Genomic DNA, 24371 nt, shown 5'->3' with positions numbered 1-24371 from the left:
TCGTTCAATTCAGTTCAGCTTGCGTTTGGCTTGTGGCGCCTCGAACTGCGCAATCTCGGCGGTCTTTGGCGCCCTGCCGTTAAAGGTCAGCACGTTACCTTCCGCCGAAATGACGACGCGATCGCCGTCCTTCACGTCGCCCGTGAGGATCATCTCGGCCAATGGGTCCTGCACGTACTTCTGGATCACCCGCTTCAGCGGGCGCGCGCCGTAAGCCGGATCCCAGCCCTTGGCCGCGAGCCAATCGCGGGCGTCCTTATCCAGCGTGAGCGTGATCTTGCGTTCCTCCAGCAGTTTCTGCAGCCGCGCGAACTGGATCTCGACGATCCGGCCCATCTCGCTCTTCTGCAGACGGTGGAACAGGATGATCTCGTCGACGCGGTTGAGGAATTCGGGCCGGAAATGCGAGCGCACGATTCCCATCACCTGATCGCGCACAGCCGTCGTGTCCTCGCCTTCCGGCTGGCTCACCAAAAACTCCGAACCGAGGTTCGAGGTCATGATGATCAGGGTGTTGCGGAAATCGACGGTGCGGCCCTGGCCGTCGGTCAGGCGGCCGTCGTCGAGCACCTGCAACAGCACGTTGAAGACGTCGGGATGCGCTTTTTCGATCTCGTCGAACAGCACGACCTGGTAGGGGCGCCGCCGCACGGCTTCGGTCAGCGCACCGCCCTCGTCATAGCCGACATAGCCCGGAGGCGCTCCGATCAGGCGCGAGACCGAATGCTTCTCCATGTATTCGGACATGTCGAGGCGAACGAGCGCGGTCTCGTCGTTGAAAAGGAACTCGGCAAGCGCTTTGGTTAGCTCGGTCTTGCCGACGCCGGTGGGCCCCAGGAACATGAACGAGCCCATCGGCCGATGCGGATCCTGCAGGCCTGCGCGCGAGCGGCGCACCGCGGTTGCGACCGCATGCACGGCTTCGGCTTGGCCGACGACGCGCTGGCTTAGGCTTTCTTCCATCTTGAGGAGCTTATCCTTCTCGCCTTCCAGCATCTTGTCGACGGGAACGCCGGTCCAGCGTGACACCACCTGCGCGATGTGATCGGCGGTGACAGCCTCCTCGAGCATTTCGCCGGCTCTTTGCGCAGTGCTTTGCTTGGCTTCGATCTCGGCGAGTTGCTTCTCCAGTGCCGGAATCTTGCCATAGGCGAGCTCGCCTGCCTTCTGGAATTCGCCGCGCCGCTGGGCGTTGGCGAGTTCGACACGCAGTGCATCGAGCTCGGCCTTCAGCTTCGCCGCATTGGAGAGCTTGTCCTTTTCCGCGCGCCAGCGCGAGGTCAGGGCGGCGGACTGCTCCTCGAGCTCGGCGAGCTCCTTCTCTAGCATCTTGAGACGGCTCTTGGAGCCGGCGTCGCTTTCCTTCTTCAGCGCCTCTTGCTCGATTTTCAGGCGGATGATTTCACGGTCGAGCGAGTCAAGCTCTTCCGGCTTGGAATCGACCTGCATCTTCAGCCGTGCCGCCGCCTCATCCATTAGATCGATCGCCTTGTCGGGGAGGAAGCGGTCAGTGATATAGCGGTTCGAGAGCGTCGCGGCTGCGACCAGCGCGGAATCCGTGATGCGCACGCCATGGTGCTGCTCATACTTGTCCTTCAGGCCGCGCAGTATCGAGATGGTGTCCTCGACCGTGGGCTCGCTGACAAAGATGGGCTGGAAGCGCCGCGCGAGGGCGGCATCCTTTTCGACGTGTTTCTGATACTCGTCGAGCGTCGTCGCGCCGATGCAGTGCAATTCTCCGCGCGCCAGTGCAGGTTTCAGAAGGTTGGATGCATCCATCGCACCGTCCGCCTTTCCGGCGCCGATCAGTGTGTGAATCTCGTCGATGAACAGGATGATGCTGCCTTCCGCGCTAGTGACCTCCTGCAAAACGGATTTTAGCCGTTCCTCGAACTCGCCGCGGTATTTCGCACCCGCGATCAGCGCGCCCATGTCGAGCGCAAGCAGCTTCTTGTCCTTTAGGCTCTCCGGCACATCGCCGTTGATGATACGCAGCGCCAGGCCCTCGACTATCGCGGTCTTGCCGACGCCGGGTTCGCCGATAAGCACAGGATTGTTTTTGGTGCGGCGAGAAAGCACCTGGATAGTGCGGCGGATTTCCTCGTCTCGCCCGATCACCGGATCGAGCTTGCCGTCGCGTGCGGCCTGCGTCAGGTCGCGGGCGTATTTTTTGAGCGCGTCATAGGCGTTCTCGGCCGTCGCGGAATCCGCGGTGCGGCCCTTGCGCAGCGATTCGATCGCCGCATTGAGGTTTTCGGCGGTCACTCCGCCCTTGGCCAAAATGCTGCCGGCCTCGCTGTTCTTTTCGAACGCGAGCCCAAGCAGCAGCCGTTCGACCGTGACAAAGCTATCGCCGGCCCTGTCGGCGGTCGTTTCGGCAGCGTCAAACGCGCGCGCGAGCTCGGGTGCGAGATAAGTCTGTCCGGCCCCGCTGCCGGAAACCTTAGGCAGCTTGTTCAGCGCGTCCTCGGTCGCTTTCAGGATCGCACGCCAATTGCCGCCAGCGCGGTCGATCAGACCAGCAGCCAAGCCCTCATTGTCATCCAGGAGCACCTTCAACATGTGCAGTGTAGAGAACTGCTGGTGGTCATCACGCATGGCAAGCGACTGCGCCGACTGGATGAAGCCGCGCGACCGTTCGGTATATTTTTCAATATTCATCAGGGTTTCCTTGGCCTGCGAGACCAGCCCCAAAGGCAATCGCTGTTGGCATCTTTCACTGTAGTTTCGAGGGCCGCACTGACATTCGTCAACCGGCGCCTGCGGTCGCGCCGCCGACGGTTTTGGACCGACTTCGAAGGACGCTTAAGGCTATGCAGCAATGTTTTCGTGGGGCAAGCGCAAAAGGTCTCCCGAGGCGGCGTAACGCGCTAGCCTAAAAAGAAATGGAGTGACCGACCGCTTTCCTGTGAATGCCTTCGCGCCAAGTCCTGGCTGGCTCAAGCACAAGTACGGCGGGCAACCCGTCATCGTGTAGGCAGCTTTGCAGAGCGGCTTAGCCACCGGATGACTTCATGGTCTTGTAGAACTTGCAATCAAAAACGTAATCCAAGCCGGAGGCCGATCATGCGATCGCAGAACCGTCTGCGCTCACCCGCGAGGCGTCTCCACTCGAAGCGAGGGGCTAGCCGCAGGCTCCATCGGTGCAAACACTCGAAACGAAGCCCTGCACTCTCTTTGAATTGTACGGGCTGGAGCGACCGTTCCCGCCGCTCAGTGGCCGGGCAAAGCTCCTTTGATTCAAAAGTCATGAGAAGTTGACGTCAGTCAAGGCCGGTATCCGTTCTGCTGTCCTAGCATTCGATCCACGGCGGAAGGATCGATCCATGGACGTTGGTTTTATCGGGCTGGGCCACATGGGGAGGCCGATGGCGCTGAACCTGCTCAAGGCAGGCCATCGTGTCACCGTCTACAATCGAACGCGCGCGAAGACGCAAGAACTTGCATCCAATGGAGCACAAGTGGCAGAGACGATCGCCGACGCTTGCCATGGCGATGCTCTTGTTACGATGCTGAGTGATGATGCGGCGGTCGAAGGTGTCGTCTTCGGTGAGGAAGGTGCGCTTTCAGCGCTTGGCCGCAAGGCGATTCATATTTCGATGAGCACGATTAGCGTCGCGCTGTCAGACCGATTGGCGGACGAGCATCAGGAGTCAGGGCGAGGTTACGTATCGGCGCCGGTATTCGGACGACCGGAGGCTGCCGCGGCGGCCAAGCTTTTTGTCATCGCTGCGGGGGCAGACCAAATGCTCGCGCGGTGCCAGCCGCTGTTCGATGCGATAGGGCAGGCGACCTTCGTGGTGGGCGCGAGACCCTCGGAAGCAAATTTGGTTAAACTGACCGGAAATTTCCTGATTGCGTCCATGCTGGAAAGCCTCGGTGAAGCGTTTGCCCTGGTGAGAAAGTCCGGCATCGACCCGGATCGCTTTCTCAACATTCTGACCAGCTCGCTTTTTTCGGCGCCCGCTTATCGTACGTATGGAGCCATCATTGCCGAAGGCCAGGATCCTGTCGGCGGATTCAAGATGTCACTTGCGTTGAAAGATATGCGGCTAGCTCTTGCAGCCGCCGACGCGAGGATTGTTCCGATGCCGGTCGCAAGCTTGATCCGAGACCATTTTGTTGAGGCCGTTGCCGGTGGCAACGGCGACGCCGACTGGTCTGGGTTGGGGCGGCTCGCAGCGCGAAGAGCGGGCATTGAGGCTGCAACCCCAAGCCGGAATGCGTAAGGAACCGGCTGGGCTTTCGTCCCATGCAGGCATCCCGCAAAGCTCAAATTGTCGCAACATGGAGGTGGAGACGTGATCGCGCGAAATCCCCAACGCCATGCCGACCGGCGGCACGGACCAGAGCAAGCTTTCCAGAAAAATCAATTGACCCATCCCCCCTTATATGAGGGATTTGACTTGCTGCCGCTTGGCGGCGAGTGGAGGCGTGGCAAATCCCAAAGCAGGTTGGTCGACCGGAATCCATATAATGGCGACATCCTTCTTGAGATCGCACATGCCGATCGAAGTGATCTTGATGCCGCCTATGCGGCGGCCGCCAACGCGCAAGCGGCATGGGCCGCGTCGGCGCCGGCATTGCGCGGGACTGTGCTGTCGCGCGCAGCGGAAATCATGACCGCACGGAGGGACGAGATCGTCGACTGGCTGATCAGAGAATCAGGCAGTACGCGGCTCAAGGCAAACCTCGAATGGGAAATCAGCCACGCCGTCATGCTATGGGCGGCGTCAGTACCGCATGCGGTCGAAAGCCAGATCATTCAGTCCGACATTCCCGGCAAGGAAAATCAGGTTCGGCGCAAGCCGGTCGGCGTGGTCGGTGTGATCAGCCCCTGGAACTGGCCACTTCATCTCAGCAATCGCACAGTTGCCCCGGCGCTGGCGGTCGGTAACGCGGTAGTGGTGAAGCCCTCAAGCGACACGCCCGTAACTGGTGGACTATTGCTCGCCAAGGTCTTCGAGGAAGCCGGGTTGCCGCCTGGTCTGCTCAATGTCGTGGTCGCCGGCGGCAGCGAAATCGGCGAATCATTTGTGAGCCATCCAACTCCACGGGTGATTTCGTTTACCGGCTCGACACCGGTCGGCCGCTCCATCGCCGAATTTGCGGCCAAAGCATCGATCATCAAGCGCGTCGACCTCGAGCTCGGTGGCAATGCACCATTCGTTGTACTCGACGATGCGAATTTGGATCAGGCGGTGGAGGCTGCTGTCTTCGGCAAGTTCCTGCACCAGGGACAGATTTGTATCGCCATCAACCGCATTATCGTCGACAACGCGGTGTACGGCACCTTCGTAGATCGCTTTGTCGAGCGAGTTAAGACAATCAAAGCCGGTGATCCCGCCGATGGCGAAACGATAGTCGGCCCGATCATCAATGATGCGCAATTAAATAAGATCGTAGACCGTATCCGACGCGCGCGCACGGCTGGCGCTAAACAACTGTTTGGTGACGAACCGCAGGGATCGGTGCTTCCGCCCCACGTGTTCGTAAACGTCTCCAACGATATGGAACTTGCGCGGGAGGAAATCTTTGGTCCGGTGGCGCCGATCCTTCGCGTCGACGGCCCCGAACAGGCCTTGGCGGTCGCCAACAACACAAGCTTCGGGTTGTCGGGTGCGGTGTTCACGCGCGATCTTCATCGTGGCGTGCACTTTGCCCAGCGGATGCAGGTAGGTATGGCCCACGTCAATGATCAGCCCGTGATCGACCTTCCGACCTGCCCATTCGGCGGCGAGAAGAACTCGGGCATCGGCCGATTTAACGGACGGTGGGCGATCGAGGCCTTCACAACCGATCAATGGTTGACCGCTCAGCATGCGCCCCGAGGCTTTCCGTGGAATGCCAAAGCCGTGCGGGGTCCGTGGTCGTAAAGGCCAAGTCTTACAGGCGCATTTTTTGGTTCTTCAATCTCGGATGTCCCCGGATGCACCGCTCTCGATTCGGATACGAACCACCCTGCCTCAATGGAAAACAGCCTATGGGTACACCGCGAATCGAAACGAACCTGCAATTTGCTTCAATGCGCCAGATACACGCCGCAATTGAGCATCTGGAAAGGGGTGATTTCGAGTGTGCTATTGCTCTGGCCGATGAGGCAGAGGGCACCTTAGCGGGCGCGGACGAGGTACACTTCCTCCAGATACTGAAAGGGATTAGCAGGTTTCATGAAGTTGGGGCTGCAGCAGAAAGAACTGACGGGTTGAACGATCGCATGCATTGGCTCAAACACGCTCGGCTCATCCTGCATGGGCCAAGAATCGAGAAGGCAATCATCACCAATGTCGAGCTGACGGCCACGATTCGAAAGGCGATCGCGAGATTCCGCGCGGTGTATGCTGAAGTAAAGACGCCACAGATGCTGAGCTTCGAGAACGGGGCGGGATCGGGGTCGGCCACCGGTAACGAATAGCGAACCTCAACGGAACCAAACACACGGGCGGATGTTTCCGTCCTCTGCCAACAGGGCCATCGGCGTGGACGATCGGCATACGCCTGTTAAAGAACGTTTACCGGCGTTTTCAAAGGATCAACTCTCGGCAGAGAGCTTCGAGGACGAGCAGTCCTGAGCCCTATCATCCAACGGCGGCCATTCGCCCATAGCCGGCTGACCTGCCGGGCCACTTAAGTAGATCTGCGGACCCAGGGTTGGTCGCAGAAAATGGCTGAATGGAACACCATACCGTGAGACGCGCAGCTAGGCACGTTCGGTCATCAAGCATTCCATCACCATCTAATTCATGCCTCGGCTGGCTACCTTGCGGCGGGGCCAGGTGACGCCGAGGTGACGGGCCAGAGTGTGCGGATATCTTTTGGCAAAGACTGAACGACGTCGCCGATCTCTCCGGCGGAAACATGATTTTCGAAGGTCTGGAAGACGGCGCGTGCCGCATCTTCGCGGTTGGTGCGCGCTGTCGGCGGGAGGCGGCTCTCGATCCAGGCAAGAAGGTCCTCGCGTGAACGAACCCGTTCCGGCTTGCCAGCCAGCCGCCACGCTTCATAGTAGATACCGCGTATCAGCATCGGGAGTTGGTCACCGAGATGAGCTGACTCGTCCGTTGTCAAGCGATCGCGTAGGCAATGCAGCACCGCGCGCAATGGCTGATATGCACCGCGACGATCAGAGCCTAGCCTCTCCCGATTTCCTTGAGCCAGGCATTCGTCTTTTGCAGTGCTCCGTCAAACACGTCCAGGCCGGTCGAACTGATGATGGTTTACCTCGTGAGCCTAAATGACATTCCGTTGCTGGTAATTTTTGGCCGGGCAGGTGCGGTCTCTGTAGGGCATGGCGCCGATTTGGCGCAGGCCGCGGCCAGCTTGAGCCCGAGTTATCGCCCGAATAGCTTGGATACCCATCCTTTCATGAAGCTCTTGCGCGTGGTTCTTCCGTCAGGAGCTTAACGACCAGGTCGATCGCCCGCTCTTGCGCAATCTGTTGGGCGACAAGCTCTGCTGCTTCGCGCGTCGCATAATGAGCGACTTCATCACCGGTGTCGGTTCGCACGATCCAGTCGTCGAAATCGGCGTCAGGAACGACGTAAACCGCGGCATCTGGCATCGTTTGAAGTCCAGGTGGGAAGCCAAAAGCAGGATAGAGCGAAATCCTGGAGGCACGCTGACGAATGTCAATCATTCGTCTCCGCGAAGAAAGTTGGAAAAGGCTGATACCCGTCAATGAGACGCCGATCAGTGCGCCGCACGATTGTGTAAGGAGCCGGATCTCATGATTTCCACCGAAGCGAGCAGCAACGTCGTCGGCCACGTCATGAGCGTCTCGAAATTCGAACGCTTGTTCCGCCGGGCGGCAGGTCTCGACGTCGATAAGCAGGACCTCAAGCGATACGGCGATTTCACCAATCACAAGATCTATGACTTGATGCTACGAGCGCAGGCAAGCGCAGAGGCGAACGGTCGAGACATCATCGAGCCGTTCGATCTGCCGATTACCAAGGGCCTGCAGGAAAGCATTCACGCCTTTAGGAAAATCGACGAAGAGATCGAGCTGCAGCCTATTCTCGATCATCTCACGGCCCGACCGCCGCTCGATCTCGCCTACAGCGATGAAACCGAAAGCCGATTGCCCGAGGTCGCAGGTGGCTTGAGTGTGGCTCTTGCGCACACATTCAAGCTCCTCGACAGCAAGCTGAAGAACCCTCGCAGCGAGCACTGGGAGCGGTGTTTTCGTATTTTCGATCTACTCCTGTAGTTCAATCAATCGAGGCGTGCGTTTTTGAGGCCGGAGGCAGCGATGATCAGGGACGTCATGGTGTGGCTGGACGGAGGCGTCGGCGACGAAATTCGCCTGACGGCCGTGGAAGACCTGGCCAGGCGGCTCGAGAGCGAGGTGGTGATCGGCTTGTACCTGAATCCTTTGCCGCTGCCGGGAGCGATCGAGGGTGATATCACGGCTGATATTCTTGATCGCGCGCGAAAAGTCGGCGATCTGACGGAGGCCGCCTTAGCAAAACGGCTCAGCCTGATCGATCGTCCGGTTGAGATCCGGCGTTTCGATGTGTTGACTAACGATCTCGCCAATGTAGCTGCACGAGAGGCGCGCTCTGCAGATACGTTCGTAGCTCTTCGTCCCAATGGCTCAATGGACCCGGACGATCTGGTCGAGGGCGTCTTGTTCGGGTCCGGACGAAGCATCTTCCTGGTGCCTGAAACGGAGCGTCCCAGGATCACCTTCGATCGTATCCTTGTGGCCTGGAATGGCAGCCGGGAAGCTGCCCGTGCGTTGGGCGAAAGCATGCCGTTCTTGCATAAGGCCGCCGAGGTTGCGGTTGTAGTAGTCACGGCTGAACACCCGACCGAAGAGCAGGCGGTCATGGGCGTTGATACCGTCGATCATCTCAAGCATCACGGGATCGACGCGGTGCTGCACCGTGTCGGGAGCCGCCGTCGCGAAGTCGGAGCCAAACTGCGCGAGGAAGCCGAAAGGCGAAAGGCGGACCTGATCGTGATGGGAGGCTACGGTCATCTTCGCCTGCGCGAACGGCTGCTCGGCGGGGTAACCTATGATCTCATGCACGACGCGCCGGTTCCGCTGCTGATGGCGCACTAATACTGCAACGATCAAATCAAAACGACGGGCTCAAAATGTCGACGATCGATGAAAAGCGCCAACAAATGTTCCCAAAGCTTGCGTCGGATGAAATCGATCGGCTGCGCCGATTCGGGCAAATTCGGCGGTATGCAGCGGGCGCAGCTCTCCTTGTGACTGGAGAAGTCGCTCCCGGCATGTTCGTGCTGATCAAGGGAAGAGTAAGTGTCGCTCGCCGCGATCCTCTAGGTCACGAGACTCCGGTCGTGGAGCAGGGACCGGGTGAGTTCGTCGCCGACGTGGGGCAATTGTCAGGTCAGCCGGCGTTTGTTGACGTTCACGCGATCGATGATGTCGAGACTCTGTTGATTCCGCCGGAAAATCTGCGCGCTCTGATGATTGAAGAGCCCGAAATCGGCGAACGGATCATGCATGCGCTGATCCTGCGCCGCGTTGCCTTGATCGAGGCCGGCGCCGGAGGTCCGGTGCTGATTGGCGCCGAAAACAGTCCGGATGTCGTTCGTCTACAAGGCTTCCTGGCGCGCAATGCCTACCCCCATCAGCTGCTCGACCCCGCACAGGATCTGGACGCAGCGAAGCTGGTTGAGCAATACGCCCCGAATCCGTCGGATCTGCCGCTGGCAATATGTCCGAAGGGGACCATCCTGAAAAATCCGAACGAAACCGAATTGGCGCGCGCGCTCGGAATGGTGCCGATTGACGAGCGCGATCGGACCTATGATGTCGCGGTCGTCGGCGCAGGACCAGCCGGTCTCTCGATTGCGGTCTATGCCGCATCGGAGGGTCTTTCGGTGATCGTTTTCGATACGCGCGCATTCGGTGGGCAAGCCGGAGCCAGTGCGCGTATCGAAAACTATCTCGGGTTTCCAGCCGGCATTTCCGGCCAGTCGCTCACCGGCCGTGCTTACGTCCAGGCGCAGAAATTCGGCGCCAGGGTGATGATACCCTGCGAAGTTGTACGGCTCGATCGGACTGAAACGGAGCTTGGGCTTCATCTCACGGATGGCCGGCGGGTCAAGGCCGCGACCGTGGTCGTGGCGACAGGTGCGCGCTACCGACGCCTCGACGTTCCAAACCTCAGTGATTTCGAGGGGCGTGGAGTCTGGTACTGGGCTTCGCCGATCGAGGCGCGGCTTTGTCGTGATGAGGAAATCGTTCTGGTCGGCGGTGGCAACTCGGCGGGACAGGCCGCCGTCTTCCTGCGCAGCTTCGCTAAAAGAATCCGGATGTTGGTGCGTGGTCCGAGTCTGGCGGAGAGCATGTCACATTACCTCATCGACCGCATTAAGGCGATTGACAATATCGAGGTGTTGACCCGAACGGAAATCGTTGCCCTCTATGGCACCCGCGAGAAGCAACTGGAGCGCGTGCGCTGGCGCAACAATGTGAACGGCGAAGAGACGGAAAAGCCGATCCGCCATGTCTTCTGCTTCATCGGCGCGGAACCGGCAACGGGCTGGCTCAGGGATAGCGGGGTCGCTCTGGATGGCAAGAATTTTGTGCTGACTGGTTCGGACGCTCCATCCGGCGCACGCCCGTCGAACAACGGATCCCGTCGTCCGCTGCCGCTGGAAACCAGCATGCGTGGAGTGTTCGCCTCCGGCGATGTGCGGTCTGGATCGGTCAAGCGAGTCGGAGCGGCCATCGGCGAGGGGGCTGTCGTCGGGGCGGAATTGCACGTGGCTCGCGCAGATGGCGCAGCTGAATCGTCTGGGGACGTGGAAAAGGATTCGGCGATAATTGAGAGCGTGGGTGCGATAGGTATGCGGATCGAATCCGCACCGCACGCAGGATTCAGGCGGCGAATGTGAGCATCAAGATCCCTGTCCTCGGCTCCGCCTTTGGCATTCTCGCAGCGGCATTCACCGGTGCGGTGCAAGCCCGCGACGACGGCCGCTATTCCCTGTCGCCGCTCAAACCATGGTTTGACAGCCTCAGATCCGGCAAGGGGCCATGCTGTTCGGATGCAGATGGTTTCGCTGTTCTGGACCCGGATTGGGAATCCAAGAGTGGCCATTACCGCGTACGGATAGACAATGAATGGATCGAAGTTCCTGACGATGCCGTGATCACAGAGCCGAACCGGGCCGGTAGGACGATGGTGTGGCCTATCAAGGGATCTCTCGGAACCTCCATTCGCTGCTTCATGCCAGGCAGTATGACATGAGCAACGACCACCATCTGCTCCCAATTATATTGAAGCGATCGCGTCCGGCGATATCTTGACATCGGTCAACGCGGTGCGCGTGTTCTCACGATATTATCATTGACGAAGCCGATTGGAGGCTGGCCGACACTCGCGAATATCAGAACAGGAGAGCAGAATGACAAAGTTCGCGCTGTACGTTCCGCTTGAAGCCAAGCCCGGCAAGGAGAAGGAGGTCGCGGACTTTCTGCGCTCGGCGCTTCCTTTGGTGAACGACGAACCTGGAACGATCTCGTGGTATGCGATTCAGGAAGGACCCTCCTCTTTCGCGATCTTCGATACGTTCGACGACGAGGCTGGACGCGACGCGCATCTCAACGGAAAGGTCGCCGCGGCGTTGATGGAGAAGATCAAGGCAGGAGACATGTTCGACAAGAAGCCGGAAATTCACAAATTGGGTATCATCGCGAACAAATCGGCGAAGTAAGACATGGCGATATTTTGCAGACATCTATCAGCAATTCGCGACGTCGTTCCGAGCGCGCCAGGGTGTGAGGAATGCCTGAAGTCGGGAGACCCCTGGTTGCATCTGCGGATCTGCCGCACCTGTGGCCATGTCGGTTGTTGCGATCAGTCGCCGAACCGGCACGCAACAAAGCATTTTCATGCGACCCGCCACCCCATCATCGAGGCCTATGATCCGCCGGAAGGCTGGGGCTGGTGCTACGTCGAGGAAGTGATGTTCGATCTTTCGGGCCGACAGACACCGCATTTGGGGCCGATTCCGCGATTTTACTGAGGCGCCGGGAGGCGATTGGACGCTGACGCGTCGGCCGCGAACCGGGCCCTGAACCGCGACAGGTATGGCGCGGTGCGGCTTATGAACGACCCGGCGACCTCGGCAGGCGTGCCGAACGCCACCACATGACCGCCTTCGTCACCTGCACCAGGGCCGATATCCATGACCCAGTCGCTGCCGGCGCTAACGCGCATGTCGTGCTCGACCACGATGACGGTATTGCCGGCGTCGACCAGCCCGTCGAGTTGCGTGATGAGCTTCTCGACGTCTGCCGGATGTAGTCCCGTGGTGGGCTCGTCAAGGACGTAGAGCGTCTGACCACGTTGAGTCCTCTGCAACTCGGTAGCAAGCTTGATCCGCTGGGCCTCTCCGCCGGAAAGCTCCGTGGCGGGCTGGCCAAGTCGAAGATAGCCGAGGCCCACCTGCCGCAGCACATCGAGGGACCGGCGCACCTGTGCTTCCTCAGCAAAGAACGCGAAGGCGGCATCGACCGTCATTCCCAGTACGTCGGCGATGTTCTTATCGCGGTACTTGATTTCAAGGGTTTTGGCGTTGTATCGAGCGCCATGACAGGTTGGGCACGGTGCATACACACTGGGCAGGAACAGCAATTCGACGCAAACGAAGCCTTCGCCCTCGCAGGTCTCGCAGCGGCCCTTGGCAACATTGAAGGAAAAGCGTCCAGCGTCGTAGTGACGGGCGCGCGCCGACTTTGTGGCCGCGAAGATTTTGCGAACGTAATCAAACAGCCCCGTGTAGGTCGCGAGGTTGGACCGTGGTGTGCGTCCGATCGCCTTTTGGTCGACGACCACCAATCGCTTGACGCCCTCCATTCCGCTCGCGATCCGGCCGCCGAGTGTGGTCACGACGGTCCGCTCGAGTTCGTCGCCTTCATCGTCGATCGAGGGGAGGGGATGACCGAGCTGGCTTGCAACCAATTCCACCAGGACCTGGCTCACCAGGCTCGACTTGCCTGAACCGGAAACGCCAGTCACGGTGGTGAATACTCCCAACGGAAAATCGACATCGAGTTCACGGAGGTTGTTGCGGCTGACGCCACGCAGCCGCAACCAGCCCTTGGGCGAGCGCGGCGTTCGGTTTGGCACGCTGTAGCCGCCGAACAGGTAACGGCGCGTTTGCGAGTTTTCTACCTGCTTGAAGCCTTGCAGTGGACCACTATAGAGTACATGGCCACCGAGTTCGCCGGCGCCAGGCCCGACATCGACAACCCAATCCGCGTGCCGGATCACGTCGATCTCGTGTTCGACCACGAATAGCGAATTGCCGGAGGCTTTCAATTGGGCGAGCGCTGTCAACAGCGCCTCGGTGTCCGCGGGATGAAGTCCGGCGGACGGCTCGTCGAGCACATAGACGACGCCGAACAGATTGGAACGCACCTGGGTTGCCAGTCGCAGGCGCTGCAGTTCGCCTGGAGAAAGTGTCGGGGTACTCCGCTCCAGCGAAAGATAGCCCAGCCCGAGGTCAAGCAGAACCGTGAGGCGGCCACCGAAGTCCTCAGCGATCCGCTGCACCACCAACGCCTTCTCCGGATGCTGCGCCTTAAGCTTGGTCAGGGTAGGGCCGGTGGCCTCCGCATAGGGGCGCAAGAGATCAGCCAGCGTAGCCAACGGAATCCTGGAGATATCGGCAAGATCGAAGCCGGCGAACTTGACCGACAGCGATTCGCGGCGAAGCCGCTTGCCACGACAGAGCGGGCATTCGGTACTTACCATATAGCGCGATACCCGCTTCTTGATCGACGCGCTTGCGGTGGTGGCAAAGGTGTTCAGCACATATCGCCTGGCGCTGGAGAAATTGCCGCGGTAGCTGGGCTCCTCCTTGCGTCTGATCGCCCTTCGCGCCTCATCCGCGTCATACCCGATGTAAACCGGGACCACCGGTTGCTCGTCGGTGTACAGGATCCAGTCGCGGGCTTTCTTCGGCAATTCGCGCCACGGACGATCGACGTCGTAGCCGAGCGAAGTCAGCATGTCGCGCAGGTTGCCGCCATGCCAGGCGGGCGGCCAGGCTGCAATCGCCCGCTCGCGAATGCTTTTGGAATCATCCGGCACCATGGAGCGTTCGGTCACCTCGTAGACCCGACCGAGCCCATGGCATCGGGGACAGGCTCCCGCCGGCGTATTGGGCGAAAAAGCCTCGGCATCGAGATGCGCCTGGTGCCGGGGATAGTCGCCGGCGCGCGAGTACAGCATTCGTAGCAGGTTGGATAATGTAGTGACACTGCCGACGGAAGAGCGCGTGGTAGGCGACCCGCGCTGCTGCTGCAAGGCCACTGCCGGCGGCAAGCCATCGATTTCGTCAACCTCGGGAACCGCCATCTGGTGAAACAAACGCCGCGCATAAGGCGAGACAGATTCGAGATAGCGCCGCTGCGCCTCCGCGTAGAGCGTTCCAAAGGCCAGCGACGATTTGCCCGAGCCGGACACGCCGGTAAACACCACTATGGCATCGCGGGGAATGGCGAGATCGACACTCTTCAAATTATGCTCGCGTGCTCCACGCACGCGGACGAAACCCCGCAGATCCTCGCCCGCGACTTCTTGAGAACGAGGCTTGTTGATTTCTAACATCTGGCGAAAACGCTTGACAGCCGAGTGGAGTTCCGTCCTGAGCGGGCGTTCTTGATCATCATCGTTCCCGTTGTACCGGCCGGAATGCAAGGAGGGTTGATCCGGCGAGCCCTCTTGTCATTGACGATGGTCAAGAAGCGACGGCAGCTCAGCGACAGTCATGAACTTGAGGCTTCGTCGAGCTATGCCCGATAGGACTGGTTTGGTCCGATTCGCGACTGCACTTCGCGGATAAAATCCTGCGGGCTCGAGAAGAACGAGTTCTCGATCAAGACGCCGCCGAGGATGACCATAGGGTGCGTTCGCAAAATATCGAAGGCATGCGGCGCCGTCAGCAGATTGGCGTCGAAGGTGCAAATCACCGGGTCGTCGTAATTCGGCAGCACGCTATTGAGTCGCATCTCGTATTCGGCCCACTCGACGCCGCTCTTCCAGTCGTCCACGGCCGTTTCTGCGTGCGCGATCATTCGCGTCAGTGGAAAGCCGAGCTCGGCGCCGGCCTTCAACGCGTCCTGGATCAGGACGAGCATGGCGTCCTTGTCGAAGCGTCCGGTCTTGAGATAGGTATCCTCCGGCAACGCGACTTCGAGCTGGCGGCTTTTCATCGTCTTCTCCACGTCTACGCCGGCGTTGCGCAACCAGTTGAGGTGCTCCTCCCTGTGCTGGGAAGGGAGGACATGATACGCGCGCTGGCCGCAGTTGATGCCGTCGCAAATGAACGGCAGCAACGCGTCGTATTCCTCCACTGCCGAACTGAAGAACGCGCAGACATGCCGGTGCTCGCGCAGCATGGATCGTCCAAAAGGAATGGGCTCGGCAACTGAATTCATGTCAGCCTCCCGGTTCAAAGTCCTCTGGGACCTGCTTGCCGTGAAAGTGCTGGCGGCACCAGGCCTTCTCGTTGCTCCAGGCTGTCCGCCACCTGGACGGCGAGCCGATCCAGCTGAACATGATCGAACTCGCTCTCTATCTGCGGTTCGCGAAAGTGTGTTGTGAACACGCCCCAGAGGTGGCCGTTGCTGCTGATGAGCGGCGTGGATTGTACGGCAGCAATGCCGCTGGCACGCAGCATATCGAGCTCGCGCGTGCCCACGAACAGATAGCTCGTGGAGATATCCTCGACAAACACACGCATGCGTCGCATGAGCGCGGCGGCGCATGTGGTGTTAGTGTCGCGGCGCACAACGCTGAAAAAAGTCAGGGCTTCGGCCGAGAATCCGCGGCTGGCAACAATTGTCAGGCAGTCGGCTCTTTCATCGAAACGCTGCAGTGTGCCCATGTCGGCACCCGTTATACCGATCGCGATATCGAGGACCTGCAGCAGGTCCGCACCCACATCCTCGGAATTCCTCAGCCGCTGCAGGGCGGCGATTCGTTGCCCAGTTGCAGCGTCGAGCGGCTTCTTGAGGTTCGCCATCGCTTTTGCTCCCGCGGGCCGTGCCGCGGCAACATTGTCGCGCCAAACGATGCGCAAATGTAAGAGGAGATAATGGCCAAGCAGATTAAGTAATTCTACGTAGTCAGTTTTGCTATTCCTGCCAGCGCGATCCGACGGGCATCAAAGCGCGTTCGCGCGACATCTTGCTGGTCAGCCCCTCCCCGCGTGACCGCCCCATTACTCGCTGGGTGACTGAATCCTACTCAGTTTCCCAAGAAACTGTCTGTCCGTCAGGAACTAAATGCTTGCTGGCTATTTCGGATCAGCAGGGCTAACATTGCTATCACTGAGAGACTTCATGGCATCAGTGGCTGAGAGACGCTCCTGCGCTCCTGCCAAACTTACACAGGGAACCTCGTCATGTCTCAGTGCGCCAATCGCATTCGCAACGCATTCCCGCAGAGGTCTTTCCAGGCATTTAGTCGCACCTCCAGCCCGTGAAGCCGTGCTTTGCAGAGGGGGGCGCCGACAACGATCGGTGCGATGGCACAATTGTAGTTCCCTTCTGCGGTGTTGCGGCGGATTGGATCGGGAGACATGCCTTGGGTCGATAAGCTTTCCGAGCCGCAAGAGCTCAGGCGCTGCATCCGCGATCTCGTCGCGCTGTCGACGCTGCCGGCAATCTGGAAGGACTACAATTCGCGGCAGATCGCCGACAGCGCGGCGGCCGCCTTGCTCTCGATGCTTAATGCCGACGTCATTTGCGTGACTGTGCCGGGGTTGCGCGACGAACCGGTGGCCGAGGTGATGCGCACGAGCCAAGCGGTATCCACTGCATCGTCTGGTCACATTGAACACATCCTCCGCGGTGCGTCGCGCGAAAGGCGCGAGCAGATATGCGTAATCGACAACCCGCTCGGGAAGGGAACGTTACGGATCGTGACGGCGCCGATGGGCTTTGGCGGAGACGCCGGGATCGTCGCAGGTTCCGTCAATCCGCAATTTCCGAGCGAGACGGACCGGCTCCTTCTCGGAATTGCGGCGAACCATGCAACGCTCGCTATCCAACGCTGGCACGCCGAGGCGGAGCAACGGCGTCTGGCGAGCGTAATTGAGCGATCATCCGAGTTCATTGGTTTCGCCGATCTAGAGGGCACGCCGCAATACGTCAATAAGGCGCCTTGGACCTCCTCGGTCTTTCCGGCACTGAGGAAGCGCAGCGGCTTAGCATCTTCGATTTCATGGCCCCCCATGAGCGGCGTCGGGCGCTTGGCGAGGCGCTTCCAACGGTGATGGGAACCGGACGCTGGCTCGGCGAACTCCACTTCCGCCACTTCAGAACGGGTGAAATCATTCCATTCCTGGTCGATTGGTTCCGCATCGACGACACGCGCACGGGCCATCCTACTAACATGGCGACCGTCAGCCGAGATCTGAGGCCTCAGAAAAAGCTGGAGAGTGATCTCCGACGCCTCAACGAGTCGTTGGAGCAGCGGGTGACGGAACGGACATCGGCATTGGCGGCAGCGCTCGAACGACTGACGCTCGAAGCTGAGGAGCGCGTACGCGCGGATGTCCGCGCGCAGCAGACACAAGCGGAGCTCTATCATGCGTCCCGGCTGAGCGCAGCGGGTCAGATGGCCGGCGCGTTGGCGCATGAATTGAACCAGCCGCTGACTGCGTTGACCAATCTGGTTAACGCCGGGCGCGAATGATGGCAAATGGTGCGCCACACAAAGTCGACACTGTGCGCGATGTGCTTGGCGAAGCCGCCGATCAGGCGCTGCGCGCCGGCGAGATCATTCGGAGGCTGCGAGACTTCGTTACGCGCGGCGAGACAGAAATGCGGATCGAAAACCTGCCCGAGCTGATCCGTGAAGCCACTGATCTTGCCTTGGTGGGAACCGGGCCGCACGGTGTGCAGGTCCGGCTGCGCTTCGATCCGCGCGCCGATGCGGTACTTGCAAACCGGGTTCAACTGCAGCAGGTCATGCTTAACCTGATACGCAATGCGCAGGAGGCGATGGCGCAGAGCGAGTGGCGCGAGCTGGAAGTCGTCACGGCGCGCCTCGATCACAAGTCGATTGAGGTCGCTGTGGCAGATCGTGGCTCGGGGCTGCCGGACGGCATTGTCGAACACCTCTTCGAGCCATTCCACACCACAAAAATCGATGGCATGGGACTGGGCCTCTCGATCTGCCGCTCGATCGTCGAGGCCCATCGCGGAGAGCTGAGGTATGAACCCAATCGCGGCGGTGGAGCAATCTTTCGCATGACGCTGCCCGTCCCGCTGGAACAATGAGTCAATCGGTGGCAGCCGAACGTTTCATTTACGTTATTGATGACGACCCGGCGATCCGCCGATCGCTGGAGCGGCTGCTGGATGCGGTCGGTTTCCAGGTGACATCGTATGCAACACCAAAATCGTTCCTCGACGTCGCGGGCAGCTTACCCGGCGGCTGCGTTCTGCTGGATCTTCGTATGCCGGAGACGGACGGCTTCGAGGTTCAGGCTTGCCTTCGGCTGGTAAACCCGGACTTGCCGGTCATTGTGGTGACGGCTCAAGGCGACGTGCAGACCGCGGTCCGAGCGATGAAGGCAGGAGCTGCGGACTTCATTGAAAAGCCCTATAGCGACGACGACCTGATAGTGGCGATTGAGTCCGCGCTGAAGACCGGCGCGGCGGCGGGCCGGATCGATGATATTGCTATGGCGGCAGCGTTGATCGGTAAGCTCAGCCCACGCGAGCGGCAGGTTCTTGAGGCGCTCGTGGCCGGGGAGCAAAACAAGGTCATTGCCTTCGATCTTGGTATCAGTGTGCGTACGGTCGAGATTCACCGCTCACGTATGATGGACCGGTTGGGTGTGCACCAGGTCGCCGAGGCTGTCCGGCTTTGGGTCTTGGCGAGCTTTGCAGGGCGGGCGTGAGCCGATATTTGCTGTGCCGGAGATGCCCGCTCCAGCACATCGTCATGCTCGCCAAACACTGAAAGGCGCGCCTAGGTCGTGCGCGGCCTCTGCGCGCCAATGCGGAGCCGCTCAGGCAGGTCTGGAATGGCGATAAACTCGCTGCCAAATGCGATCGCTTGCCGATCAAACGATGCGGGCCTATTGGCGGTCGGCTGTGGAAGCTGCAAGAAGGGGCGTTCGACCGCGGTCCATTCCAGCGGTCATTCGGAAAGTTTGCTGCGACTGATGAGAGTTGCTCGGCGGGCCTTTCCGAATTGAAGGCGTATGCCTGTTTCGGTCAGCCCCTCACTGGTAATGCCGTAAAAGACCGGCAGCGCAAGAAAGATTAGCAGGGCGACTTTTGGCGTTGATAGCCAACCCGCCGCGCCCGCGACCGTATAGGCGATAACACCAAGCGTGGCACGCACGCGCTCTCTGGGAAAGAAGCCTTGGTCTACGCCAGTCTCGACCAAGTAGGGATGGATGCTTAGAACATGAAACAGGGTGAGCCAGGCCAAACACATGGCTCCGGCGATGCCGGCATAGAGGGCGACTGCTATTCTGGCGTCAAATTCGTTGCCACTCTGGATAGCCGTCGAAAGGATCGCTGTAGGAAAGGGGATCAGCGCCGACGTGAATAGCAGGAAGAGGTTAGCCAGATGAAGGCTGCGGTCGCAATAGCGCACTCGCGCAAACACCGCACGATGGTTTAGCCAGATGACGCCGGTGTAGCAGAACGAGGCTAGAAACGCGATGTAGCTTGCCCACTGGGCGGCGAGCCTTTCCAAAAGCTGGCCGGGACCGTGTTCGGGCCGGACGATCTCGGCGACAAGAAGGGTAATCGTGATCGACAGAACGCTGTCGCTGAACGTCTCAAGCCGATCAGTCTCTGCCAACCGCACATGGGGCCACGGCGAACTCTGTTCGACCCCGGCGGTCCGGCCTGCTTCCTGCTGGTTGGTGTTCATCGGGTCTTACCAAGCGCGTGACCCCGTTTCAGTCCATGACAGCCGTCAACAGCTTCTGGAAGTGGTGCCTAGAGACCTATCCGGATTCGGCCAATTTCCCGACCCTGCCGGTCAGCCACGACGACGTAGAAACCATGCCAGGTGCCATCCTCTGCGAGTTCCCTCGCAAGGGCAACTCCATTGGCCATCGCGTCTTCAAGGGAAGAAAAAGTAGATCCCGTCTCGTCTGGGTATCGGCTGCCGTTCTCAATGTGGAAATAGTACCTGTTCGCTCCAGCTGCGGCCTTCGTTTGGGACTGACCGAATGGTTTCCATCGTGGCGGCGCAAGACGTTCGACATGACGTAAGGCCGCATGCCTCAGCGAGACGTTGACGAGATCGATGACCCGCTCGACCTCGCCGGAAAAGCTGCGGCCGATCCGCTGGTGAATACCGAAGATGACCCGATGATGCGGCGTTTCCGCCAGCCGGACGCCGAGGATATCGGATACCCCGCACGTCAGCACGAAATCATTGTACCACTCGCTTATCCGCAGCGTCGAGGCTGGAAGACATTCAGAAAGCCTTGTCCAATTTGTGTCGATCATTGGCGCGTAGGGATCCACGGCAGCGTAATGTCGAACGTAGTCGGATCTGAACCCGGCGCTAAGCCGGAAAAGCAGGCCTCTTCTACCAGTCGAGTGGTCTTGTTCGAAATGATTAATGCAGCGCCACCGACGCCGGCCGCCTCAGTCAACGTGTTTAACGCTTCCGGCCACGCCTCGGGCGAGGAGGCTGCGTCGTTGATGATTGAAACAAGGGAGGTCTTCGGCAATCGTATCCTCCATCATTAATAAGTGAAGACAAGACAAGGCGCGCGAAATACCGCGTGCACAATGATCGGCTGCTTCTTTAACACTGAGTACATCGAAATCCGCGACATTCCGTTGATGAGCGTCAACGATTAGAGGGCGCATAGTGCAGATGTTTCCACGCGAAGGAACCGCGGCACGCTTCCTTCTTGCCTTTCATCGCGATTCTCAGCTGTGCCGCAGTGGGCCTATTCATGTGCCGTGGATTGCGAGCACAATCTTGCCCAGCACGTGGCCTTCCGCAAGGCGCTGATGCGCTTTCCCAGCCTTGACGAGCGGATAGCATTCGGCGATCGGGATCTTGAGCCTTGCAGCTTGAACAGCCGAGCCGAGACGCTCGAATTCGCGAACCCCGGCAACTGCGTCGTATCGGATCAAAGTCATGCCGCGCCGCTTCTTTGGCGCTGGCTCGATGCCATTCGGATGGGCCAGACGGCCGTCAGGCCGGAGCACATTGAGGCATTGCTCCAGCGCGTCGCCGCCGGCAAACGCCAGCACGGCATCAACGCCATCGGGTGCAAAACGCCTTGCGGCGTCGTCGATGTGGACACGTTTTCCATCGACCGCCGCATGGGCTCCCATTTCTTGCACCAGCTCGACGCCTTCCTTGCCCGATGCCGTGGCAAACACGCGAGCGCCGCGCAGTCTTGCAAACTGTATAGCGAGGGTTCCCGCCCCTCCTGACGCCCCGTGAATGATCACGATCTCATCCTTCTTCAATCCGAGCGCATCATCGATGCCTTGGAGGGCGGTGAGCCCGGTAATGGGAATAGCGCCGGCGTGCCGCAGGTCGAGCCGCTTCGGAATCGGCGCCACGTTATCGGCGGCCACCGCGACATATTCAGCATAAAATCCGCCTTTCGGATTCTGCCAGCTATAAGAATAGACCTGATCGCCGGCCCTGAGCCGGCGAACCCCGGCTCCGACGGCAGCGACAACGCCGGCGCCGTCGAAGCCCAGCACAAGAGGAAAATGCGGCTTGCGAGGGGCATATAGTCCGTCGCGGATATCGGCGTCCCATCCCCCGACGCCGGCTGTATCAACGGCGATCAAAACTTCGCCGGCATCCAACGTTGGCACTGGCAGCGCGTGACCGGTGATCAAATCGGGGCCGCCGAAACGGTCGATGGCCGCGGCGAACATCGTCCGGGGAACAGACATCGAATGATGCTTTGGAAGCGCGGCACGGCGCGTGCGATCGAGCATGACGACGGTCCTCATTTTGACAGATCGGTATGCGTGAACGAGATAACCGGCGGCGGCGCTGACGTTGGTCAATTTTGCGATTCAAATGGCGCTTGCCACCTTCCGCGCTGTCGCCGGGGGCGCTGACGGGAGTCAAGTCTGGCGTGCCCGGAAGTCTCGATCCGATTGTCAGACTGTCGCGAGTGGTCCGAATCCGTTCAATCGCGATGATTGCGGATGGATGAATTGGAGCGCAACCTCGCCGACTTCGCGGCGGCAATCGACCGGCACGTTGCCGTCTAGCTCTGCGGGCTTCCCCGCAGCGGTTTGTTGATTGCGTGTTTCTTGATGACTGCCAATGATCGGGTGTGCGCGTCGGCGCATGCTGACTGCCAATGACGGCAACCAGGAGACTTCGATCATGAAAGGATTCAGGCCGTTGCAGGATCGCGTCCTGGTGCGACGTATCGAAGCCGAGGAGAAGACGCCCGGCGGCATCATTATCCCGGACATCGCAAAGGAGAAGCCAGTGGAAGGCGAAGTGCTCGCGGTCGGAGCCGGCACGCGTGACCAGAACGGCCGGATCGTTCCGCTCGACGTCAAGGTCGGCGATCGCGTGCTATTCGGCCAATGGGCCGGCACCGATATAATGGTGGACGGTGAGGACCGGCTCATCCTCAAGGAGGCCGACGTCCTCGGTGTGATCGAAGGAAAGGCTCGCGCGCAGGCCAAGGCGGCGTAGTGCGCAGACGTCGACGGCATCGATTTCGTCTCCAGGGAGCAAGCCCATGGGGAGTCCGGTTCATCGGTGAAGCGGTGTCGAACTCGCCCTCATCGCGGTGGTGGCGAGACCATCGCGCCACACCCCGGCCAACCCGCAGTACTATTCAGGCGCTCCGAGCCGAGGTTGCCATCTTTCGGGCCTGTCGCTTGATTTGTAATCGATGAAGTAAAGCGTTGGCGACAGCTGCCGAGGATGCTGGATTTTGGCCGGTAATCAGATCGCCATCGGAGACCGCATAGGGTTGCCACTTCCTGTTCCGGGAATAATTGCCGCCGTTGCTCCTCAACATATCTTCGACCAGGAAGGGTACGACGTCCGTCAGCTCAATTGCAGCCTCCTCGAAGTTGGAAAATCCAGTGACGGATCTTCCGGCGACGAGGGGACGGCCATTTGGCGCCATCGTGTAACGCAACGCGCCCGGGCCATGGCAGACGAGCGCTAAAGGACGCCCCGTGCAGAACATGGTTTCAATCAGTGCGATTGAATGAGGGTGATTGGCGAGGTCCCACAACGGGCCGTGGCCACCTGGATAGAACGCGGCATCATGGTCGCGCGCCGAAATGCTCGACAGCATCCGGGTGTTCGCCAACTCAGTTTGCGCGTGACTGTCGCTCTGAAAGCGAATCGTCGCTGCAGTTTCCGCCTCGGCCCACTCGCTTCTCGGATCGACCGGGGGCATGCCTCCCTCGGGAGATGCAAGTGTGAGAACGATGCCGGCGTCCTTGAAGATGTAGTAGGGCGTAGCGAATTCATCGAACCAGAAGCCGGTCTTCTTGCCGGTGTCCCCGAGTCGACTGTGCGAGGTTAGTACCATCAATATCCTCATCTCGGGTTTGCTCCTCAGATTAGCACCTCCTTGGTGGCACTGAGCATCGGGCATCGTTGCTCGATGTTCATTGAGGGTCATCAGTTTTGCCGTCAAAGTTCAATGAGCCCCGTCGGTCGCGCGACTATGTCGCCCCTGGCGAGCCCAGGATTTTTCATGGCGTGGCACCCCATCCGCTCTGAACGTCACCTCCAATGCATATCGGCACAGGCCTTTGGCATTGCTGCGGTCCTGTTCTGGCGAGGGATAATCCGTGCATCCTTCTCGGTTGACCGTAGTAGGTGGTTGGATCGTGCGGCGCACGTTCTTGACCACAATGGATCATCCTGCGGTCCGGCGCGTTGATCGAAACTCCCGCAACAAAGGAGCAAGCGATGCCCGAGCTAACCGTTTCACGCGATAAGGTCGGCTTTCTGATCGAAAAAGCGCATGAGTTTGATGTCAAGGATCTGCCGGCCGACGAGGAGTCTGGATCGAATCCTATTGACGATGCTGAAGTCGACGTATTGCAGGACGACGGCAGCGATTCTGTCGCTGCCGAGGTGGCGAGCTTCATTAGGGCGTTGAACGAGGACGAACAGATCGACCTTGTCGCGTTGATGTGGCTTGGACGTGACGATGGCACGATCAACGAGTGGGATGATCTGCGTAGCCAGGCAGCCGAGAGGCGGAGCGGATACCGCAATCCGCGGTGGGAAACCGTCCGTTACCTGCTCGGGGAGCCGCTGTTGGGCGATCTCTTGGCCGAGGGCCTCGACAAGTTCGGGATATCATGGGTCGATGAGGCGCCCGCGCCCTGATAAGAATTCGAAAACCCAAATAGAGGG

The 24371-nt window shown here is 59.8% G+C and carries 27 protein-coding genes; 16 read left to right on the top strand and 11 right to left on the bottom strand.

The window, feature by feature from the left end; genetic code table 11:
- Nucleotides 1–9: 9 nt before the first annotated feature.
- Entirely contained in the window at nt 10–2661 is a 2652-nt protein-coding gene (gene clpB / locus ALC15_RS02275; RefSeq protein ID WP_050626091.1) for an ATP-dependent chaperone ClpB, read from the bottom strand.
- A gap of 665 nt (nt 2662–3326) precedes the next feature.
- On the opposite strand from clpB, the gene ALC15_RS02270 reads away from it, so the two are divergent.
- The 3 genes from ALC15_RS02270 to ALC15_RS02260 all read left to right on the top strand — a co-directional run bounded on the left by ALC15_RS02270 (nt 3327) and on the right by ALC15_RS02260 (nt 6415).
- On the top strand, nt 3327–4229 hold the full coding sequence (locus ALC15_RS02270; RefSeq protein WP_050625889.1) for an NAD(P)-dependent oxidoreductase: 903 nt from the start codon (nt 3327–3329) through the stop codon (nt 4227–4229).
- A gap of 72 nt (nt 4230–4301) precedes the next feature.
- Nucleotides 4302–5876 (top strand): aldehyde dehydrogenase family protein, encoded by a 1575-nt coding sequence (locus ALC15_RS02265; RefSeq protein ID WP_244485890.1) that lies wholly within the window; start codon nt 4302–4304, stop codon nt 5874–5876.
- Between the two features lie 107 nt (nt 5877–5983).
- Nucleotides 5984–6415, top strand: coding sequence for a hypothetical protein (locus ALC15_RS02260; RefSeq protein ID WP_128089410.1), 432 nt, complete (start codon nt 5984–5986; stop codon nt 6413–6415).
- Nucleotides 6416–6756: 341 nt separating this feature from the next.
- Here the strand turns inward: ALC15_RS02260 and ALC15_RS02255 are convergent, their stop codons facing one another.
- Nucleotides 6757–7158, bottom strand: a complete 402-nt coding sequence (locus ALC15_RS02255) for a DUF2267 domain-containing protein (RefSeq protein ID WP_200914641.1) — start codon at nt 7156–7158, stop codon at nt 6757–6759.
- 205 nt (nt 7159–7363) lie between these two features.
- Nucleotides 7364–7636, bottom strand: a complete 273-nt coding sequence (locus ALC15_RS02250) for a DUF2188 domain-containing protein (RefSeq protein WP_128089409.1) — start codon at nt 7634–7636, stop codon at nt 7364–7366.
- Nucleotides 7637–7726: 90 nt separating this feature from the next.
- Between ALC15_RS02250 and ALC15_RS02245 the strand changes: the two genes are divergently transcribed.
- The 6 genes from ALC15_RS02245 (at nt 7727) to ALC15_RS41355 (ending at nt 12012) form a co-directional block, all read left to right on the top strand.
- Nucleotides 7727–8209, top strand: coding sequence for a DUF1931 family protein (locus ALC15_RS02245; protein WP_050625885.1), 483 nt, complete (start codon nt 7727–7729; stop codon nt 8207–8209).
- Nucleotides 8210–8251: 42 nt separating this feature from the next.
- Nucleotides 8252–9067, top strand: a complete 816-nt coding sequence (locus tag ALC15_RS02240; RefSeq protein WP_050625884.1) for a universal stress protein — start codon at nt 8252–8254, stop codon at nt 9065–9067.
- Nucleotides 9068–9102: 35 nt separating this feature from the next.
- Nucleotides 9103–10878, top strand: a complete 1776-nt coding sequence (locus ALC15_RS02235; RefSeq protein ID WP_094193612.1) for an FAD-dependent oxidoreductase — start codon at nt 9103–9105, stop codon at nt 10876–10878.
- Nucleotides 10879–10886: 8 nt separating this feature from the next.
- Complete coding sequence (locus ALC15_RS02230) at nt 10887–11234, top strand: hypothetical protein (protein WP_430649132.1); 348 nt, start codon at nt 10887–10889, stop codon at nt 11232–11234.
- Between the two features lie 157 nt (nt 11235–11391).
- Nucleotides 11392–11700, top strand: a complete 309-nt coding sequence (locus ALC15_RS02225; RefSeq protein ID WP_050625882.1) for a putative quinol monooxygenase — start codon at nt 11392–11394, stop codon at nt 11698–11700.
- Between the two features lie 3 nt (nt 11701–11703).
- Complete coding sequence (locus ALC15_RS41355) at nt 11704–12012, top strand: UBP-type zinc finger domain-containing protein (protein WP_198960817.1); 309 nt, start codon at nt 11704–11706, stop codon at nt 12010–12012.
- On the opposite strand, the gene uvrA is transcribed toward ALC15_RS41355, so the two are convergent.
- From uvrA to ALC15_RS02210, 3 genes are all read right to left on the bottom strand, one after another.
- The gene (gene uvrA / locus ALC15_RS02220; RefSeq protein ID WP_050625881.1) at nt 12006–14603 is read right to left on the bottom strand and encodes an excinuclease ABC subunit UvrA; all 2598 of its coding nucleotides are present in this window, start codon (nt 14601–14603) and stop codon (nt 12006–12008) included. The genes ALC15_RS41355 and uvrA overlap by 7 nt on opposite strands.
- A gap of 182 nt (nt 14604–14785) precedes the next feature.
- The gene (locus ALC15_RS02215) at nt 14786–15433 is read right to left on the bottom strand and encodes an MEDS domain-containing protein (protein ID WP_063781765.1); all 648 of its coding nucleotides are present in this window, start codon (nt 15431–15433) and stop codon (nt 14786–14788) included.
- A gap of 14 nt (nt 15434–15447) precedes the next feature.
- Nucleotides 15448–16020: a GAF domain-containing protein gene (locus ALC15_RS02210; RefSeq protein WP_050625879.1), complete on the bottom strand. Its 573-nt coding sequence runs from the start codon at nt 16018–16020 to the stop codon at nt 15448–15450.
- 558 nt (nt 16021–16578) lie between these two features.
- Between ALC15_RS02210 and ALC15_RS02205 the strand changes: the two genes are divergently transcribed.
- Genes ALC15_RS02205 through ALC15_RS02190 form a run of 4 tightly spaced genes read left to right on the top strand, consistent with a single transcriptional unit; the run spans nt 16579 to nt 18909 of the window.
- Complete coding sequence (locus ALC15_RS02205; RefSeq protein ID WP_050625878.1) at nt 16579–17274, top strand: hypothetical protein; 696 nt, start codon at nt 16579–16581, stop codon at nt 17272–17274.
- Nucleotides 17274–17696, top strand: a complete 423-nt coding sequence (locus ALC15_RS02200; RefSeq protein ID WP_050625877.1) for a sensor histidine kinase — start codon at nt 17274–17276, stop codon at nt 17694–17696. Before ALC15_RS02205 ends, ALC15_RS02200 begins: the two co-directional genes overlap by 1 nt.
- Nucleotides 17696–18283, top strand: a complete 588-nt coding sequence (locus tag ALC15_RS02195) for a sensor histidine kinase (protein WP_050625876.1) — start codon at nt 17696–17698, stop codon at nt 18281–18283. The genes ALC15_RS02200 and ALC15_RS02195 overlap by 1 nt, the downstream gene beginning before the upstream one ends.
- Nucleotides 18284–18291: 8 nt before the next feature.
- A complete protein-coding gene (locus ALC15_RS02190; protein ID WP_200914633.1) occupies nt 18292–18909 on the top strand; it encodes a response regulator transcription factor in 618 nt (205 codons plus the stop codon).
- A gap of 242 nt (nt 18910–19151) precedes the next feature.
- On the opposite strand, the gene ALC15_RS02185 is transcribed toward ALC15_RS02190, so the two are convergent.
- Together ALC15_RS02185 and ALC15_RS47790 are read right to left on the bottom strand one after the other, a co-directional pair.
- Nucleotides 19152–19898, bottom strand: a complete 747-nt coding sequence (locus tag ALC15_RS02185) for a TMEM175 family protein (RefSeq protein ID WP_094193610.1) — start codon at nt 19896–19898, stop codon at nt 19152–19154.
- A gap of 68 nt (nt 19899–19966) precedes the next feature.
- A complete protein-coding gene (locus ALC15_RS47790) occupies nt 19967–20149 on the bottom strand; it encodes a DUF6894 family protein (RefSeq protein WP_430649131.1) in 183 nt (60 codons plus the stop codon).
- 102 nt (nt 20150–20251) lie between these two features.
- Here ALC15_RS47790 and ALC15_RS45380 point away from each other — a divergent pair, with 102 nt between their 5' ends.
- Entirely contained in the window at nt 20252–20731 is a 480-nt protein-coding gene (locus ALC15_RS45380; RefSeq protein ID WP_128089406.1) for a hypothetical protein, read from the top strand.
- A gap of 210 nt (nt 20732–20941) precedes the next feature.
- Here ALC15_RS45380 and ALC15_RS02175 read toward each other — a convergent pair whose 3' ends face one another.
- Nucleotides 20942–21955 carry an NADP-dependent oxidoreductase gene (locus ALC15_RS02175; RefSeq protein ID WP_198960815.1) on the bottom strand — a complete coding sequence of 338 codons (1014 nt, stop codon included), beginning with the start codon at nt 21953–21955 and terminating at the stop codon, nt 20942–20944.
- A gap of 168 nt (nt 21956–22123) precedes the next feature.
- The gene (locus ALC15_RS43025; RefSeq protein ID WP_128089405.1) at nt 22124–22357 is read right to left on the bottom strand and encodes a hypothetical protein; all 234 of its coding nucleotides are present in this window, start codon (nt 22355–22357) and stop codon (nt 22124–22126) included.
- Between ALC15_RS43025 and ALC15_RS02170 the strand changes: the two genes are divergently transcribed.
- A complete protein-coding gene (locus tag ALC15_RS02170) occupies nt 22356–22676 on the top strand; it encodes a co-chaperone GroES (RefSeq protein ID WP_050626089.1) in 321 nt (106 codons plus the stop codon). The genes ALC15_RS43025 and ALC15_RS02170 overlap by 2 nt on opposite strands.
- A gap of 145 nt (nt 22677–22821) precedes the next feature.
- Here the strand turns inward: ALC15_RS02170 and ALC15_RS02165 are convergent, their stop codons facing one another.
- On the bottom strand, nt 22822–23544 hold the full coding sequence (locus ALC15_RS02165; protein WP_050626088.1) for a type 1 glutamine amidotransferase domain-containing protein: 723 nt from the start codon (nt 23542–23544) through the stop codon (nt 22822–22824).
- A gap of 374 nt (nt 23545–23918) precedes the next feature.
- Between ALC15_RS02165 and ALC15_RS02160 the strand changes: the two genes are divergently transcribed.
- Entirely contained in the window at nt 23919–24344 is a 426-nt protein-coding gene (locus tag ALC15_RS02160) for a DUF3775 domain-containing protein (RefSeq protein WP_050626087.1), read from the top strand.
- The last annotated feature ends 27 nt before the right edge of the window (nt 24345–24371 follow it).

Origin of the sequence: Bradyrhizobium viridifuturi, assembly GCF_001238275.1 — a bacterium.
Taxonomy (GTDB): domain Bacteria; phylum Pseudomonadota; class Alphaproteobacteria; order Rhizobiales; family Xanthobacteraceae; genus Bradyrhizobium; species Bradyrhizobium viridifuturi.
This window is presented reverse-complemented; position numbering and strand designations above follow the sequence as displayed.